Here is a 17333-nt window from a genome sequence, read left to right as displayed (position 1 = left end):
CCCTGCGACATCGCGTCAGGTGTTCTCAGGTCTTCTTCACTCGGACGGTCTGTGTGGAACGCGTTTCGAGGGTCATCTCGTCGGCGTCCGCGACCTTTGCTTTCAGCCGCACAGTACCCGCCACCGCGTCCACGACATCCACCACCTTCGAGAGAAGTCTGGCAGTGTCCGCGTTCCCGGACACACGGGCGAGCTGTACGGCGCGTCCCAGTTTGGCCGTGGCACCGTCCACATCACCCAGTTTGCGGGCTTCCAGGCCCTGCTGGATGGCCTGCGCCAGCTCCGCCTGACCGGTGTAGTGGGCCACCTGCGGGTTGATCGCGGTGGAGGCGGCCAGGTCGTTCGTCCACACCGCGCGCACCAGGCCCTGGGCGAGCGCGGCGGCCGGGGGCCCGCCCGCGGCCGGAGTCCCGCCCGCCGCCGCGGGCAGGACGAGCGAGGCGCGGGCGGCGAGCATCTCCTGCCCCACGGCCGCGTTCGGCACGCGCACGCACACGTGGTACTCGCGGGACTCGTCCCCCCACGACCCCGTCGGGTAGTCGCCGGCCCGCGGACCCGCCTCGACGCGGCGGTCGGTCAGGTCCTGGACGGCGGGTGCGACCTGCTTCACGTACTGGATCTCCACACCGACCGGCGTCCACAGCCGCAGGGCCACGTCCGCGACCTCCTTGCCCATGACGTTCTCCATCATGCGCGTGAAGTCCCCGGCGAGGTGAGCCGGGTCGGCGACGATGTCGGCGGAGCCGAGCAGCGCGCTCGCGATGCCCGTCACCTCCTTGACCTCCCAGTCGGTGCCCACCCCCCGGGCGTCGCAAGTGAAACGGCCCGCGCAGGCGTCGAGGGTGGCGCGGAGCACGGCCGGCTCCTCGTGCTCGTTGCGGCCGTCGGTGAGCAGGATGCCGTGCCGGATGGTGGCGGTGGAGCGGCGCAGCAGGCCGTCGGTCAGGCGCAGCCAGGTGCCGATGGCGGTTCCGCCGCCGGAGCTGAGGCCGCGCAGCGACTCCTTCGCCTCGGCGCGGGTGGCCGGTCCGGCGACGGCGAGCCGGCCCTGGCCGGGGTAGACCTCCTTGGCCACGTGCGTACCGGCGATCACGGCGAACGAGGTGCCGTCGCGCAGGGTGTCGATCGCGGCGGCGGTGGCTTCGCGGGCGCCGCGCATCTTGTCGGGCGGGTACTCCATCGAGCCAGAGCAATCGACCATGATCACGACGGCGGCGTCCTGGCCGTGCACGCGCGCGGTGGTGGCGGTGGCCCCGCCGGTGGAGGTCACCGTGACGATGGCGTGGACGTCCCGCCCGCCCTCGGGGAGGAACTCGTTCTGGTACACCTCCACGCTGAAGCGCGGGGCGCGCGGCTTGGCGAAGTTCGCCATCGGTGGGGCTCCTGGGGCTCGGGCGGGGCGGGGCGGGCGGATGGACGGGTCGGGTCGGGAAAGGACGGGTCGGGTCGGGGCAGGGGGCGGTCGGGCAGGCCGGGCCGGAGGTTGTGGGGCGGGTCGGGCGGGCCGGGCGGTCGGGATGCCGGGCGGGTCGGGGAGCGGGTCGGAGCCCGGGCCGGTCCCGGGGCCCGACCCGGGCTCAGCCCCGGGGGCGTGCGTCCGCTTCCGCTTCCTGTTCCGGTGGCGCGTCGGGCTGCGCCGCGAAGGGTACGACCGCCACGGTGACGTTGTCGTGGCCGCCGCCGTCGAGCGCGTGCCCCACCAGGACCTGGGCGCTGTGCAGGGGGCGGGTCGCCGCGTCCGCGGGCAGCACCTGGGCCATCTCGCGGGCGGACTCCGCGTAGTTCCACAGCCCGTCGGTGCAGACCACGACCACGCCGGGGTGGTCCGGTTTGAAGGTGGCGGTGTGCGGTTCGAGGTCGTACGCGTCGGCGCCCAGCCAGCCGGTGATCGCGTGGGCGCGGACGTCGGCGTACGCCTCGGCCTCGCCCATCAGGCCGGCCGCGACCATCTGGGCGGCCCACGAGTCGTCCTCGGTGAGACGGCGCGGCAGCGCGGCGCGGTCGTCCGGCACCCAGTACGCGCGGCTGTCGCCGACCCAGCCGATGGTCAGCAGGCCGCCGCTGACCACGGCGCCGACCAGGGTGCAGGCGGGGGCGTTCTGGGCGCCCGGGACCTCCGGGGCCAGGGCGTTCACCGCGGCGGCCGCCGCCAGGATCGCCTCGTGCATGGCCTCCTGGGGGTGGGCGCCGCGCGGCAGCGCGTCGAGCAGGGCCTCGTTGGCGGCGCCGGACGCGGCGGCCGATGCCTCGTCGGGGCGGCTGGCGGAGGAGACGCCGTCGCAGACGATGGCCACCGTCGCGGCGGAACCGTCGGGCAGGGCGGTGGCCGCCACGGCGAAGGAGTCCTCGTTGCGATGGTGCCGCAGGCCCCGGTCGCTGACGGCGGCCACGCTCCCGAGCTCCTCCTCCTGGTGGTCGCGCTCCCGGGGCTGCGCGTGCCCGCAGTGCTCGCAGTAGCCGTCGGTGTCGACGTGCCCGGCCCGGCAGGCGACGCAGGTCTTCCCGGCGCCGGCGCCCCACGGGGTGCCGTCCGGCGGGGTGCCGGCCTCGCCCGGGGCGGGCGGGGAGGCGCCGTACGGGTCCTCGTTGCTGGGCGTCGTGCCGTTGATCGCCGGGCTCGCGCTCTCGGGAGCGCTCCACGGAGCCCCCGGGGCGGGGGAGGCGTACGGGTTCTCGCGCCCGGTTGCGGTACCGGTGCCCTCGGGCGGCGTGTGGCCGCCGGGTACGTCGTACGGGGCCCGCGCGCCGTCGGCGCCGGCGCCGTGGTGCTCCGGCGAGCCCCACGGGGTTCCCTCCGGGGGTGTGCCGCCGCCGGGCAGGTCGTACCGGGCCGGGGCCTGGGCCGGGGCCGGGGCGGCGGTGGGCCGGGCCGGTTGCCGGGGTTCGCGATCCCTTTGCCGTTCCGGATCCGGTTCCTGTTCCCGCCGCTGCTCCTGTTGCGCCGGGGGCGTGGCGGCCCAGTCGGCCGGGTCACCGACCAGGGTCGGCGCGGCAGCGGCCACGCTGCCCCACCCGGGGGCGGGCTCGGCGACGCCGTGACCCATGCCCGCGGCCGGCGCCCCGTAGCCGCCGTCGGCGGCGCGCGGGGGACGTGGGGCGGGTGGGATCGGGATCGTGGGACGGTCCCCGGCCGGGGCCGGGGGCAGGGCGGTGACGGCGTAGCCGCAGACGCCGCAGAAACGATCACCCTCCTCCAGCGGTTCCGCACAGCTGGGGCAGCCAGACGGCCGATGCATCGACATCAATCACACCCACGTCCGGGGACGGAAACGGTTTGCCCGCTCCACCAGTTCGATCCTTTCCTCGCCCCGCTGTGCCAGCCGTGCGAGGACACGGTACGAGCGCTCCAGGCCGAAGCGCAGGCCCCGCTCGTCCAGTTGGCTACCGAGCAGCGAGGTCCGGCCGGGGTCGGAACCCCGGCTACCCGACAGTACCCAGTCGAGGGCCGAGCCCAGAACCTCCGTCGCGAGGCGTTCCTGCCGTTCGGGGTCCAGACCGAACCGCCGCAGCGCCTCCACCTGGTCGGAGGCGGCCACCAGATCGGCCAGCAGCGGCTCCTGCGGGGACCGGTCGCGCAGACGTGCGCGTACGGCCGCCACCCGCGCGGCGGTGTAGTGGATGGACGCCTCCGGTACGGACTCCAGCGTGCGCACCGCTCCGGCGCGGTCGCCGGCGGCCAGCTGGACCCGGGCCAGCCCGAAGGCCGCGCTGACGAATCCGGGGTCGGTGGTCCAGACGAGGCGGTAGTACTCGGCGGCGTTGTCCAGCTGCCCGAGCACCTCGGCGCACAGCCCGAGGGCCAGCTTCGGCGCGGGCTCGCCCGGGAAGGCGTCGTAGATCGCGTCGAAGGACAGGGCCGCGATCTCGTCGTCACCGGCGGCCAGGGAGGCGATGCCGCGCGCCCACACGACCCGCCAGTCGTCGGGGTACCGGGCCTCCAGCTCCGCCAACGCGCGGATGGCGAAGGGCAGCTCGCCGAGCTCCAGCCGGGCCCGCAGCTCGCGCAGCCGCAGCTCGGCGGAGTCGGCCGGTGCCGAGCCGAGTGCGCCGAGCAGGTCGGCGGGGGCGGAGGCCAGCAGGCCGGTCAGAAAACCGGCATTGGGATCGCCCGGGTCGACCAGCGGGACGGGGAGGGCGAGGGCGGTGTCGCGGGGGTCGAGGGTGGTGGCCGAGGGGTGCGCGTGCGCTGCCGCGGGCGGGGCCACCGGGGTGGGGGCCGGCGCCGGGGTCCTGGCGGGCGGCGCCGGGGTCCGGCGGGGGCCGGGCACGGCCGGACCGGCCACGTGCGTGGCGGTGCTCCCGAGCCCGGTCACCGCCGCTCCGCCTGCGGCGGGCAGCGGGCCTCCGGACGGCGTGGCGCCGCCTGGGCCCGGGACCTGGCCGCTCGGTGCGGCGCCGGAACCCCCGAGTGCCGGGTCGCCCGTGCCGGGCGGCGCGGAGCCGGAGCCTACGGCCCCGTACGCCGGGCCGGGCAGCGCGGAGCCGGAGCCCGCACCCCCGTACGCCGGGCCGGGCGCGCCGGGGCCGGTGCCTGTCAGGGCGACGCCCGCAGGCGTCGCGCCCGGCCAGGCCTGGCTGCTCGGCGCCGCGCCGGAAGTTCCGTACGACGGGCCGCCCGTGCCCGCCGGGGTGCCGTACGACGGGGCGCCCGTGCCCGCCGGGGCGCCGAAGGTCGGGGCGCCGGGCGCCTGGGCGGGGGCTGGGTCGGGGGCGGCGAAAGGCCGCAGGCGGCGGGTGCGGCGCGGGGGTGGGGAGTGGCGTTCGCCCAGGCGGGAGACGCGCTCGCCCGCCGCGTCGGCGAACAGGCGGGTGTCCGGAACGCGCAGTTCCGGCCCGAACAACGTGGACAGCTGCGGCCGCGGCGACCCGGTCTGGAGCGCCACCACCTCCCGCAGCACGCCCGTGAGCTGGTCCGCCATCTCCTGCGCGGAAGCGAACCGCCGCCCCGGGTCCGGGTCCGTCGCCCGGACGAGCAGCCGGTAGAACGACTCGTACCGCCCGAACACCTCGATGTGCTCCGGATCCGGCAGCGAGTCCACGAACACGTTCGTGTAGCCCTGGAAGTCGAAGGTCAGCACGGCCAGCGTCCGTGCCACCGTGTACAGGTCCGAGGCCACCGACGGGCCCAACTCCGCTACCTCCGGCGCCTGGTAGCCCACCGTGCCGTAGATGGCCGACTCCTCGTCGTCCATCCGCCGCACCGCACCCATGTCGATCAGCTTGAGCTGGTCCTGCTGCTGGATGGCGTTGTCGACCTTGAAGTCGCAGTACAGCAGGTTCCTGCTGTGCAGGTGACCGAGGGCCTCCAGGGCCTCGATGCCGTACGCGCAGGCCTGCTCCACGGGCAGCGGATCGCGCCGCCCGTCCGGCCGCCGCCGCTCGTTGGCGATCTCCTTGAGCGACTTGCCGCCCACGTACTCCATGACGATGTACCCGTCCAGCGAACCGGTCCGCTGGTCCAGGTGCTCCACGAAGTTGTAGATCCGCACGATGTTGGAGTGCTCGATCTCCGCCAGGAAGCGCCGCTCCGAGATCGCGGCCTCCATCGCGTCCTGGTCACCGGTGTCCAGCAGGCCCTTGAGGACCACCCACCGGTCCGACACGGCGCGGTCCACCGCCAGATACACCCAGCCGAGCCCACCGTGCGCGAGGCAGCCCGCGACCTCGTACTGGCCGTGCACCACCTCGCCGGCGCGCAGCTTGGGCACGAAGGAGTACGGGTGCCCGCACTTGGTGCAGAACCCTTCCGTCCGGCCCGGCCGCTCACCCCGCGCGCGGCCGACCGGGGCCCCGCAGTCCGACCGCGAGCAGAACCGCTTCCGCTCGGGGACCTCGGGGTTCACCAGGACCGCCGCCGCCGGATCGGGACGCGGTACCTCCGGTACGTTCACCAGCCCCGCGCCCAGTCGGCCGCGCCCCGAGGAGGCCGCCGCCGAACCGGAACTGCGCACCGAGACCGACCGGGTGGACCCGCTCCCCGACAGCGAGCGCGACAGCCGCCCCGACACCGAGCGCCGGGACGAGGACGAGCGCGACGACCGCGACGACCGCGCCGAACGGGACGACGACCGCGACGAGCCGGCCGAACGGGAGGAACCCGCCGACCCCGAGGAGCCCGCCGACCCCGAGGAACCCGAACCGGGGGAGCCCCCCGACCCCCGGGAGCCCCGCGCCGCGCTCGTCATCCCCGTCGGCGGGGACACCAGCTCCTCCGCGCCCGCGGCGACCGCGCCGACCGGCGCCAGCCCGCAGGTGTCGCAGTACAGCTCGCCGCCGCCCATGTCCTCGTACGTGCCCGGGCAGCCGGGGCGCGCGCACGCCGTTGCGATCAGGCTCATGCGCCCTCCGTTCCGGGAGCCGACGTGCCCTGCACCGCGACCGCCTCCGCCGTCGCCCGCTGGTAGCGCAGTACGGCCTGCTCGGCCGCCCGCAAATCGCACGGCGCGCTCCACAGCATCCGCCGGGCCGTGTCGTACCGCTCGATCAGCAGCGGATCCTCGGCCATGCCGTGCCGGGCCACCTTCGCCTTGTACGCGTCGAGGCGACCGCGCAGTTCGGCCCGTACCGCCAGCGGAGCCGTCACCGCCGTCAACGATTCGCGCGCCCGGCGCAGTTCCTCCTCGGCCCGTTCCTCCAGGGACTCCAGCAGCGGCGACAGCCGGTGCCAGCGGGACCGGCGCCGGTGCTCGGCCGCCGCCGCCAGCTCCTCCTGCAACGCCGTCGGCGGGCCGCTCACCGCCGGCACCTCGGACGCGGCGATCTTCGCAAGCACCTCGACCCGGGCGGTCCGCGCCTCCGCCAGGGTCCGGTCGGCCCGGGAGAGCACGTCCCGCAGGCTGATCAGCCGCTGCTCGGCGTCCTGCCGCACGTCCAGCACGGCCTCGACCTCGCGGCGTACGTCCTCCAGTGCCCGCGCGGCCCGGTCGTAGCGCGCAGTGTCCGGACGGCCGCCGCCGGGCGCCGAACTCGCCGCAGTCGGCTGCCAGAACGCCAGCGGGTCCGCGATGACCTGCGCCCGAAGCTCCGCCAGCTCGGCGGTGATGTCCTCCAGGTCGTCGCCCGAGGGGTGTTCGCCCGGGCGCACCCCGACCGAATGGGCCAGGGCGCGGGTGCGGTGCAGCTCGGCGGCGAGCAGATCGATCCGGGCGGGCAGCGCCGACCACACCGCGTCGGCCGCGACCACCACGTCCAGCGCGCGTGCGTACAGCTCGTTCATCCGGGACACCAGCTCGGCGAGCGAGATCCGCTCCGCCAGCGCGGCGCCCTCCACGGCCGCCCCGGCGATCAGCACCCCCGGTCCGCGCAGCCGCTCGGTCAGCTCGGCCAGGTCCTCACGGCCCGGCCAGCGGCGCCGCTCACGGACCTCCCGGGCGGCGCCCAGTGCTCCGCTGTAGGCGTCGAAGTACGTCCACAGCCGGGTGATGTCCGCGTCCGCGGCGGCCCACCGCTCCCGGGTGGTCCCGGTCAGCGCGGCCCCCTCCAGGAGCCGGCGCCCGGCGTGGTCCTGCAGGGCGAGCAGCGAGGTCTCGACGGCCTCGTGCTCCGCGCCGAGCCGCGCCAGCGCGCGGTCGACGCCGTCCCGGTCCAGAACCGCGGATTGCGCTCCGGGCCCCGTTCCGGATCCGTCCCCGGTCCCCGATCCCGACTCCGCCACCGACCGTGCCTCCGCTTCCGCTGTCGTTCCCGCCGCGGCTTCCGCTGCCGCGTCCGCTCCCGCCACCGGCCTCAGCCGTCCCGGTACTTGGGCGCGGGCGGCGCCGTGACCCCGGGCAGCACGGGCTCCAGGTGCTTGCGGTACGCCTGCATCCACGGGCTGTCACTGCCGCCCGCGCGGTAGCCCTCCAGCACATTGTTGACCCGGCGGACCAGGTCGGAGGCGTCCTTGTTCATCGCCACACCGTAGAACTCCCGGGTGAAGGGCGAGCCCACCAGCCGCACCGAGGGGTCCTGCGCCGCCTGGCCGGCCGCGAGGGCGTTGTCCGTGACGATGCCGTCCACCTCGCCCAACTGCAGCCGCACCAGGCAGTCCAGCTGGTTGGGCACGCTGACCGGTACCGAGCCGAACGACTGGGCCTTGAGGGCCGCCTCGGCCGTGGAGCCGGCGGCGGTGCAGATCCTGCGGTCGCGCAGCGAGGCGTCGTACCCGGTGATGGGCGAGACCTTGGGCACCAGGACCTGCTGCCCGGCCTCGAAGTACGCCGTGGAGAACGCCACCTCCTCCAGCCGCTTGCAGTTGATGGTCATGGTCCGCACGACGATGTCGACCCGCCCGTCCTGGAGCGCCGGGATGCGCTGGCTGGTGGGGATCGCCCGGTAGATGACGGCGTTCTCGTCGCCCAGGATGTCCTTGGCCAGCGCCTTGACGAGGTCGATGTCGAAGCCGTCCAGCCGGCCCTCGGCGGACTGGTTGCGGTAGCCCCAGCGGAAGCTGTTCTGGTCCACGCCGGCGACGAGCTTGCCCGCTGCCTTGATCCGCGCGATCGTCGGGCCGTCCACGCCGGACGGGCGCAGGCTCGCCTCCGGGTCCTGGCAGGTGTCGCCCGGCGCGGCCGGAGCCAGGGCCACCGCGGCCGGCGGCCCGCCGACCGCCGGGCGGCCGCTCTCCGGCGCCGCTTGGGCCAGGGGCAGCAGGACCGTCGCGGCCGTCACCGCGCAGGCAACGGCCATGGCGCTCACCCCGCCCCAGCCACGCAACCGACGTGCCGTGCGCCGCACGCCGGAAACGGGGACGGGTGCGGGTGCGTACCCCACTTGCCCCTCGTGCCCCGGCTGCCCCGCGTGCCTCTCGGGCCCCCGCTGTCCCTCGGACGGCCGCCCGGCTCGTCCCCGCATCGCTCTCACCTGTACTCCGAAAGCCTGCGCCCGATACCCAGCAGCGCCGCCACCGCACCGACGACCGCCAGGGCCGCCGCGCCCGTCATCAAACCGTCCAGCGCGCCGAGCCCGTCCCGGGCGGACCGGGTGAACTCCCGCTGCTCGTGGGCCACCGCCTGCTCCAGGGAGGCGTCCACCGTGTCGAAGGCGGCCCCGCTGCTGTCCTTGTGCAGCTCGTCCCCGATGACCCGGGTCAGGGCGGCTTCGTAGTCACCCTTCAAGTCGGACTCCCTGGCCGCCGCGTGCCGCTGCTTCCACTGCTCCACGCCGTCCACCGCGTGCGTCACGGGGGTCCGGCCGGCCGCGTCGTCGGCCAGCCGCAGCGCCGTCGCCAGCCCGGCGTCCAGTTGCTTGAGGTTGGTGGTGAAGTCCCTGTCGTACTTGTCGGACTTCGCGTCCTCGGTCAGTACGGCGCCCCGCGCGACCAGCGTCAGATTCTCCCCGGCCCGCGCCTGGAGGGAGGCGATCCGGGCGTCGTTGAGAACCTTCAGCGACTCCTGACCGTCCACCCGGGCCTCGCTCAGCGCCGACCGCGCGACCGTGTGCCCCACGGCGAGCCACAGCAGCACCACCACCGAGGCGGCGGTCGCGGCGAGCAACCCGTGGTTGAAGACCCGGTTCGTCCGCCGGTAGGTGCGCCGCTGCACCCACAGCAGGGCGGCGAGCGCGAGCAGACCCGAACCCATCGAGGCCAGCGGCCAGGCGCGGGCGTCGTCGTAGTCCGTGTAGAGCCGGCCGGTCTCGGCCTCGTACAGCCGCTGCGCGGCGGGCAGCAGCTGGGTGGTCATCTGCTCATTGGCGTACCGGAGGTAGGCGCCGCCCAGCGGCAGGCCCTGCCTATTGGTGGCGCGGGCCTGCTCGATCAGCCCCGTGTAGCGCGGCAGCTGCTCGCTCAGCAGGGCGATCTGCTCGCGGGACTCCCCGCCGGCCGAGGTGTTGGCGGCAGCGCTGACCAGCAGTTTGGAGGCATTCGCGATGTCCTTCTCGTACCGCTCGCGGACCTCGCGCGTCTCCCGGGCACCCGCCAGGAACCCGCTGGAGGAGGCCGTGTCCGCGTCCGCGAGGGAGCGGTAGATGCTCGCCGCGTCCGCGCTCAACGGCTGGCTGCGGCCCACCACGTCGTCGGCGGCGGCGGTCCGGCCCGCGATTTCCCACACGCTCACCGCGCCGAACAGCACGATCAGGGCGGCCAGCGCGGCGCCGATGATCCGGAGCCGTCCGGGCTCGGTGGTGGCGGCCTCGCGCAGCCGCTCGACGCCCTCGGCCCAGGCGGTACCGCGCCCGGGCGGGTCGTCGGGCGGCGGCGCATGCGACCCGGCGGGCGGCACGGAGGCGCCGACCTCGGGCGCGGACGCGCGTGAAGCGATGGACACCGTGACCTCCCCCTCGGTCTCACTGCTCCGCAGCAGTATGGCCGTAGTGACGGTCGACCACAGCACCCGCGCCGGATCTTGGGCGATCCGCCCGGCGGGCGCCCCCCGTCACCCCTTCACCGTGAATACGTCCGTACGGTCGCCACGGTTCCAGACCGGCGACAACCCGGGGCAGGTTCACCCGAAATGGGCGCGGAGTTTTCCGTGGGCTTCGGACGGGGCGCCGAGGGCGTCCAGGCCCAGGAGGCCGGCGCCCAGGACCGGGGGCGCCGTGACCACCGAGATGCGGGCGTGCGGAGCGCGCTCGGCGAGACCCGACACGATCCGGTCGGTGAGCCGCGGGTGCCGGGCTGCCGCCACGCTGCCGCCCAGGACCACCGGGACCTCCTCGGTCAGCAGGTCCAGGCGCCGGAGGGCCACCGCGGCCATGGCGACGATCTCGTCCGCCTGCCGGTCCACCAGCGCACCCGCCACCGGGTCGCCCGCCGCCGCCACCGCGAACAGCACCGGGGTCAGCTCGTGCCGCCGGCCGGCCGGGATGCCGCCCAGGTGCAGGGCCTCGACCAGCGAGAGCACCGAGTCGTGCCCGAAGTGCGCGGGCAGTGCCCGGGCGAGCTCCGTGGCCTCGCCCCGCCCGTCCTCGGCCCGGGAGGCCCACCACAGGGCCTCCTCGGCGAGGCCGCCCCCGCCGCCCCAGTCGCCGGAGATCCGGCCGATGGCGGGGAAGCGCGCGGTCCGCCCGCCCGGGGCCATCCCGACGCAGTTGATGCCCGCCCCGCACACCACCGCGACGCCGCGCGGCTCGGCGCCGGTGGGCAGGCCGGCGCGCAGCAGCGCGAAGGTGTCGTTGTGCACCGCGGTCACGCGGCCCCAGTTCCGGCGCTCGATCTCGTGCGCCAGCTCCCGCTCCTCCGCCGGGAAGTCGGCGTTGGCCAGGCAGGCCGACACGTGCGCGGCCAGCGGCCGGCCCCTGCCGTCCCCGCCGTCCCCGTACTCCCCGTCTCCGCCCCCGCCGTCCCCGATCCCGGCCGCCGCCAGGGCTTCGGCCAGTACGTCGACGGCCGCGGCCACCCCGGTCCGGGAGGGCTGGAAGCCCCCGGCCTGCCCGGTGCGCAGTACCGAGCCGTCCGGACCGAGGAGTGCCACGTCCGTCTTGCTGTTGCCCGCGTCGATCGCCAGGACAGAGGGGAAGGAGGGAGGGGAGGGAAGGGTCAGGCCCATGCCAGGTGCTCCTTGTTGTGCGCCAGCAGCCGGTCCGTCAGCCCCTCGGCGAGGTCGAACTGCCCCACCAGCGGGTGGGCGAGCAGCGCCTTGAACACCCGGTCCCGGCCGCCGCGCACCGCCGCGTCCAGGGCCAGGTCCTCGTACGCGCTCACGTGCGAGACCAGCCCGGCGAACAGCGGGGCCGGCCTCGGCGCGGCCAGCGGCACCGGGCCGGAGCCGTCGACACGGGCCTGGACCTCGACGACCGCGTCGTCCGGGAGGAAGGGCAGGGTGCCGTTGTTGTACGTGTTGACGACCTGCACGCCCGGCCCGCCGCCCAGCAGCGAGGCCGCCAGGTCCACGGCCGCCTCCGAGTAGAAGGCCCCGCCGCGCTCGGCCAGCAGCGCGGGCTTCTCGTCCAGCGCGGGGTCCCCGTACAGGGCGAGCAGCTCCCGCTCCATCGCGGCGACCTCGGCGGCCCGCGAGGGCTTGGAGCCGAGCTCCCGCACGACCTCGTCGTGGGCGTAGAAGTAGCGCAGGTAGTACGACGGTACGACGCCGAGCCGGTCCAGCACCGCGCGCGGCAGGTGCAGGTCCGCGGCCACGGCGTCCGCGTGCTCCGCGAGCAGGCGCGGCAGCAGGTCCTCGCCCTCGGGGCCGCCGCGGCGCACCCCCAGTTCCCAGGTGAGGTGGTTGAGCCCCACGTGGTCGAGGTGGATGTCGGCCGGCGCCAGGTCCAGCAGGGCAGCGAACTTCCGCTGGAAGCCGATGGCGACGTTGCACAGCCCGACCGCCTTGTGCCCCTCGCGCAGCAGGGCCCGGGTGACGATGCCGACCGGATTGGTGAAGTCGATGATCCAGGCGTGCGGGCTGGCCCGCCGGACCCGTTCGGCGATGTCCAGGACCACGGGGACCGTGCGCAGCGCCTTGGCGAGCCCGCCGGCGCCTGTCGTCTCCTGGCCGACGCAGCCGCACTCCAGGGGCCAGGTCTCGTCCTGGAGGCGGGCGGCCTGGCCGCCGACGCGCAGCTGGATCAGTACGGCGTCCGCGTCGGCCACCCCCGCGTCGAGGTCGGAGGTGGTGGTGACCAGGCCGGGGTGGCCCTGCCGGGCGAAGATCCGCCGGGCCAGTCCGCCGATCAGCTCCAGGCGGTCGGCGGCCGGGTCGATCAGTACCAGCTCGCCGATCGGCAGGGTGTCGCGCAGTCGTGCGAAGCCGTCGATCAGCTCGGGGGTGTAGGTGGAACCGCCGCCCACCACTGCGAGTTTCATCGTCACTAGCCTTTCACTCCGGTCAGGGTGACTCCCTCGACGAACGCCTTCTGGGCGAAGAAGAAGAGGACGATCACCGGGGCCATGACGAGCACGGTCGCCGCCATGGTCAGGTTCCAGTTGGTGTGGTGCGCGCCCTTGAAGGACTCCAGGCCGTAACTGAGGGTCCAGGCGGCCGGGTTGTCCGAGGCGTAGATCTGCGGGCCGAAGTAGTCGTTCCACGCGGCGAAGAACTGGAAGAGGGCGACGGCCGCGATACCGGGCTTGGCCATGGGCAGCACGACGCGCAGCAGGGTCCGTACCTCGCCGCATCCGTCGACGCGGGCCGCGTCCAGGTACTCGTCGGGGATCGTCAGCAGGAACTGGCGCAGCAGGAACACGGAGAAGGCGTCGCCGAACGCCATCGGGACGATCAGCGGCCACAGGGTGCCCGACAGATCGAGCTGCCGGGCCCAGAAGAGGTACATGGGGATGACCACCACCTGCGGCGGCAGCATCATCATGGCGATCACCAGCAGCAGGGACAGCCGGCGCCCGCGGAAGCGGAACTTGGCGAGCGCGTATGCGACGGGAACCGAGGAGACCACGGTCAGCAGTGTGCCGAGTCCCGCGTACAGCAGGGTGTTGCGCCACCAGGTCAGGAAGCCCGGGGTGTGCCAGACCGTCGCGTAGTTGCCCCACTCCCAGGTGTCCGGCCACAGGTCGCGGGTCAGTGCCTGGCGGTCGCCCATCAAGGACGTCAGGAAGAGGAAGACGAAGGGGAGGACGAAGAACAGGGCGGCGGCCACGCCCAGCGCATGCACCCCGATCCAGTGCAGGACGGGCCTGCGGCTGCGCGCGCTCACGCGTCGGCTCCGATCAGCCCGCCGCGGCGGCGCATCAGCAGCGCGGTGCAGGCCATGGAGAGGGCGAACAGCACCAGGGCGACGACGCAGGCGGTGCCGTAGTCGAAGCGCTGGAAGCCGGCGTTGTAGACGACCTGGGGCAGCGTCAGGGTGGACTTGTCCGGATAGCCGGGCTCGAACTGCTGGCCGGAGCCGCCGATCACCCCGGCCGCCACCTTCCCCGCCACCAGGGGCTGCGTGTAGTACTGCATGGCCTGGATGACCCCGGTGACCACCGCGAACAAGATGATCGGGGAGACGTTCGGCAGGGTGATGTGCCGCAACCGCGCCCAGGCGCCGGCGCCGTCCAGCTCGGCGGCCTCGTACTGCTCCTTCGGTACGTCCAGCAGCGCGGCCATGAAGATGACCATCAGGTCGCCGATGCCCCACAGCGCGAGGGCGGTCAGGGCGGGCTTGGACCAGTCGGCGTCCGTGAACCAGCCCGGGGTGGGCAGGCCCACCGCGTCCAGCAGGGTGTTGGCCGGGCCGGTGCCTGGATTGAGCAGGAAGACGAAGGCCAGGGTGGCGGCCACCGGCGGGGCGAGGTAGGGCAGGTAGAACAGGGTCCGGAAGACGCCGGCGCCGGTCTTGATCTTCGTGACGAGCAGGCCGACGCCCAGGCCGAAGACGACGCGGCAGCTCACCATGATCACGACCAGCCACAGGGTGTTGCGCATCGCCGGCCAGAACAGCGGGTAGTCCGAGAAGACGTAGCTCCAGTTGTCCAGGCCGTTGAAGACGGGCGGCCGGAAGCCGTCGTACTTCGTGAAGGAGAAGTAGACGGTGGACAGCAGCGGGTAGGCGAAGAAGACCGCGAACCCGATCATCCAGGGGGACATGAAGGCCGCGGTCCGCAGGGCGGAGCGGCGGCGTTTCGTCCGCAGGGTGTGCACGCTCGTGCCGGTCATCGCGGGCTACTTCGCCTTCGCGATGTCCGTGTCGATCTGCTGGGCGGCCTTCGCGAGCCCCGCCGGGATGTCGGTGACGTCGCCCTTCTCGACCCCGTACGCGAAGTCGGTGAAGGTCAGCTGGTAGGTGCCGCCGTCGGCGCGGGCCGGGGTGGTGCTCGACTTGGGGTGGCGGGCGATGTCCAGGAAGGTCTTGAACTCCGGGGTCACCTGGAGGGCGGGGGACTCCAGGGCCGCGAGCGTGGACGGCACGTTGTGGATGGAGTTGGCGAAGGCCACCACCGCCTCGGTGTCGGTGGTCATGTACTTCACCAGCTCCCAGGCCGCGTTCTGCTTCCTGCTGCCCGAGGCGATGCCCATGATCGTGCCGGACAGGTAGCCCTTGCCGTAGTCGGCGGCCTGGTCGTCGGGCACGGGCAGCGGTGCGGTGCCGATCTCGAAGGAGACCCCCGCCGCCTTGGCCATGGGGGCCCGCCACTCGCCGTCGATCTGCATGGCGACCTTGCCCGTGTGGAAGGGGTGCTCGGCGCTCCACTCGTCGCCGAAGGTGGTGCGGAACCGCTCCAGCTTCTCGTAGCCGCCGAGCTGGGCGACCAGGTCCTTCTGCGCGGTCAGCATCTTCGCGAAGGCCGGGTCCCGGGCCAGGTTGGACGTGCCGTCGGCGGCGAAGTAGGTCGGGCTCCACTGCGCGGCCAGCCGCATGGGGGTGGTCTCGTAGCCGTGGAAGGTGGGCATCAGGCCGACCTGCGCGTACGAGTCGCCGTCGGGCTTCGTCAGCTTCTTGGCGACCTCGGTGAACCGGCTCCAGGTGCGGGGCGGTTCGGTGATCCCGGCGGCGGCGAAGGCCGTCTTGTTGTAGACGAGGCCGTACGCGTCGTTGAGCAGGGGCAGCGTGCACTGGTTGCCCTCGAACTGCGTGTACTCCAGCAGGGTCTTGGGGAAGACCTTCGTCTTGTCGATCCCCGACTTCTCCAGGAAGGGGTTCAGATCGGCGAAGGCGCGGGAGTTGCAGAACGTGCCGACGCTGTCGGTGGTGAAGGAGGAGACGACGTCGGGTGCCTTGTCGCCGCCCGCCCGCAGCGCCTGCTTGATCTTGTCGTCGGTCATGTTGCCGGTGACCCGGACCTTGATGTTCGGGTGCGCCTTCTCGAACCGCGCGATGTTCTCCTCGATCGCCTCGGCCTCGCTCGGGGCGGACCAGCCGTGCCAGAAGGTGAGGGTGACGTCCTTGGCCGGGTCGTCGTCGGCGGCGCTGCCGCTCTGGCCGGTACACGCGGTGGCGAGGACGGATATGGCGGCGAGTGCGGCGGCCGAAGTGGTCAGACGGCGGGTTCTGGGCATGGCGGTGTCACTCTCTGCGCGGGGGACTTCCTGGACAGGAGGGGTGCGGAGGAGGCGCGGGCGATGCGGGTGCGGCGGGTGGTACGGGTACGGCGGGTGGTACGGGTGGTACGGGTGGGGCGGGGCCGGCCGGGGCGCCGGTCAGCGGGAAGTGTCGAACACCTCGTCCCGGGTGGTGGCCAGCGCGCTCTCCAGCGCGCCGTGCAGTACGGGGCGTTCCCGGACCTCGCCGCTGACCAGTCGGGGCCGGGACGGGGCCAGTTCGGCGAGCTCCGCCTCCAGCAGCTCGCGCAGCGGATCGCCGCCCGAGGTGATCGCGGCCCCGGACAGGACCACGATCTCCGGGTCCAGTACGGCCACGAGCGAGGCGAGACCGGTGGCGAGCACGGTGGCGTACGACTGGAGGAAGCGCAGGTACGGTCCTTCGGGCGTGGCGGCGGCCCGGGTGAGCAGCGCGACGGCTGCGGCGACCTGCGGACCGTACGGTGAGCCCGGGGCCGCCGGGGCGTCCGGGGCCGCCGGGGCGGTTCGGGGCTCCGGCGCGGCCCCCGGGTCGGGCGCCGGCTCGGGCTCGATGCCCAGCTCCGCGGCGAGGCCGGGCAGGACCTGTACGCCGGCCAGCTCCTGGTAGCCGCCGGTGTTGGCGCGGGTGACCTGGCGGACCAGGGGGTGGCCGGGGACGGGCAGGAAGCCCACCTCGCCCGCGCCGCCGGTCCAGCCCCGGTGCAGCCGCCCGCCGAGCACCAGGGCGGCGCCGAGGCCGTCCTCGTTCCAGAGCAGGACGAAGTCCTCGTGGCCGCGGGCCGCGCCGAGGCGCTGCTCGGCCACGGCCGCGAGGTTGACGTCGTTCTCGTACTCGACGGGCATCGGCAGGGCCGCCGCCAGGTCGTCGAGGAGGGTGGGGGAGTGCCAGCCGGGGAGGTGGCTGGCGTAGCGCAGCCGGCCGCTCTGCGGGTCGAAGGCGCCCGGCGTGGCGACGACCACGCGGTGCAGGTCGCAGCGGTGCAGCCCGGCGGCCTTGACGGCGCCGCCGAGGGCCTCGGTGACCTGCTCGACGGCGTCGCGCCCGGGTGCGTACGGGACTTCGTGGCTGCCGACGATCGTGCCCGTGAGGTCGGCGACGGCCGCGAGGACCCGCTCGGGGGTGACGTCCAGGCCGCCGACGTACGCGGCGCGGGCGTTGACCGCGTACAGCTGGGCGTTGGGGCCGGGGCGGCCGCCGTCGGTGCCGGTGGCCACGACGAGCCCGGCGGCCTCAAGCCGGGCCAGCAGCTGCGAGGCGGTCGGCTTGGACAGGCCGGTCAGGTGCCCGATCCGGGTGCGGGACAGCGGGCCGTGCGTGAGCAGGAGTTCGAGCGCGGCCCGGTCGTTCATGGCACGCAGCAGGCTGGGCGTTCCGGGCGTGGTGGCGGGCATGGCGCGGTCTCTCCCTCACCGAGGTGAACTGTTAGGTAAGTTTCCTATTGGACTTCCGGTCAT

At 74.2% G+C, this 17333-nt stretch carries 12 protein-coding genes; all 12 read right to left on the bottom strand.

The window, feature by feature from the left end:
* Positions 1–25: 25 nt before the first annotated feature.
* Positions 26–1372 (bottom strand): VWA domain-containing protein, encoded by a 1347-nt coding sequence (locus ACWFQ8_RS21300; protein WP_453787821.1) that lies wholly within the window; start codon positions 1370–1372, stop codon positions 26–28.
* A gap of 205 nt (positions 1373–1577) precedes the next feature.
* On the bottom strand, positions 1578–3236 hold the full coding sequence (locus ACWFQ8_RS21295) for a protein phosphatase 2C domain-containing protein (protein WP_453787820.1): 1659 nt from the start codon (positions 3234–3236) through the stop codon (positions 1578–1580).
* 9 nt (positions 3237–3245) lie between these two features.
* Positions 3246–6338 (bottom strand): tetratricopeptide repeat protein, encoded by a 3093-nt coding sequence (locus ACWFQ8_RS21290; protein WP_453787819.1) that lies wholly within the window; start codon positions 6336–6338, stop codon positions 3246–3248.
* Entirely contained in the window at positions 6335–7588 is a 1254-nt protein-coding gene (locus tag ACWFQ8_RS21285) for a hypothetical protein (RefSeq protein ID WP_453787842.1), read from the bottom strand. Before ACWFQ8_RS21285 ends, ACWFQ8_RS21290 begins: the two co-directional genes overlap by 4 nt.
* 137 nt (positions 7589–7725) lie before the next feature.
* Complete coding sequence (locus ACWFQ8_RS21280) at positions 7726–8667, bottom strand: glutamate ABC transporter substrate-binding protein (RefSeq protein ID WP_453787818.1); 942 nt, start codon at positions 8665–8667, stop codon at positions 7726–7728.
* Between the two features lie 170 nt (positions 8668–8837).
* A complete protein-coding gene (locus ACWFQ8_RS21275; RefSeq protein ID WP_453787817.1) occupies positions 8838–10247 on the bottom strand; it encodes a hypothetical protein in 1410 nt (469 codons plus the stop codon).
* Positions 10248–10424: 177 nt separating this feature from the next.
* Positions 10425–11468 (bottom strand): N-acetylglucosamine kinase, encoded by a 1044-nt coding sequence (locus ACWFQ8_RS21270; RefSeq protein WP_453787816.1) that lies wholly within the window; start codon positions 11466–11468, stop codon positions 10425–10427.
* On the bottom strand, positions 11459–12721 hold the full coding sequence (locus ACWFQ8_RS21265) for a 6-phospho-beta-glucosidase (protein WP_453787815.1): 1263 nt from the start codon (positions 12719–12721) through the stop codon (positions 11459–11461). The genes ACWFQ8_RS21270 and ACWFQ8_RS21265 overlap by 10 nt, the downstream gene beginning before the upstream one ends.
* A 5-nt stretch (positions 12722–12726) precedes the next feature.
* Complete coding sequence (locus ACWFQ8_RS21260) at positions 12727–13566, bottom strand: carbohydrate ABC transporter permease (protein WP_453787814.1); 840 nt, start codon at positions 13564–13566, stop codon at positions 12727–12729.
* The gene (locus ACWFQ8_RS21255; RefSeq protein ID WP_453787813.1) at positions 13563–14513 is read right to left on the bottom strand and encodes a carbohydrate ABC transporter permease; all 951 of its coding nucleotides are present in this window, start codon (positions 14511–14513) and stop codon (positions 13563–13565) included. Before ACWFQ8_RS21255 ends, ACWFQ8_RS21260 begins: the two co-directional genes overlap by 4 nt.
* A gap of 6 nt (positions 14514–14519) precedes the next feature.
* On the bottom strand, positions 14520–15854 hold the full coding sequence (locus ACWFQ8_RS21250; protein WP_453787812.1) for an ABC transporter substrate-binding protein: 1335 nt from the start codon (positions 15852–15854) through the stop codon (positions 14520–14522).
* Positions 15855–15995: 141 nt separating this feature from the next.
* A complete protein-coding gene (locus ACWFQ8_RS21245) occupies positions 15996–17270 on the bottom strand; it encodes an ROK family transcriptional regulator (protein WP_453787811.1) in 1275 nt (424 codons plus the stop codon).
* Positions 17271–17333 lie beyond the last annotated feature (63 nt).

The sequence above is a fragment of the Streptomyces sp. NPDC055254 genome, assembly GCF_053606025.1.
Note: the sequence above shows the minus strand (reverse complement) of the source record. Positions and strands in the feature narration are given on the sequence as shown.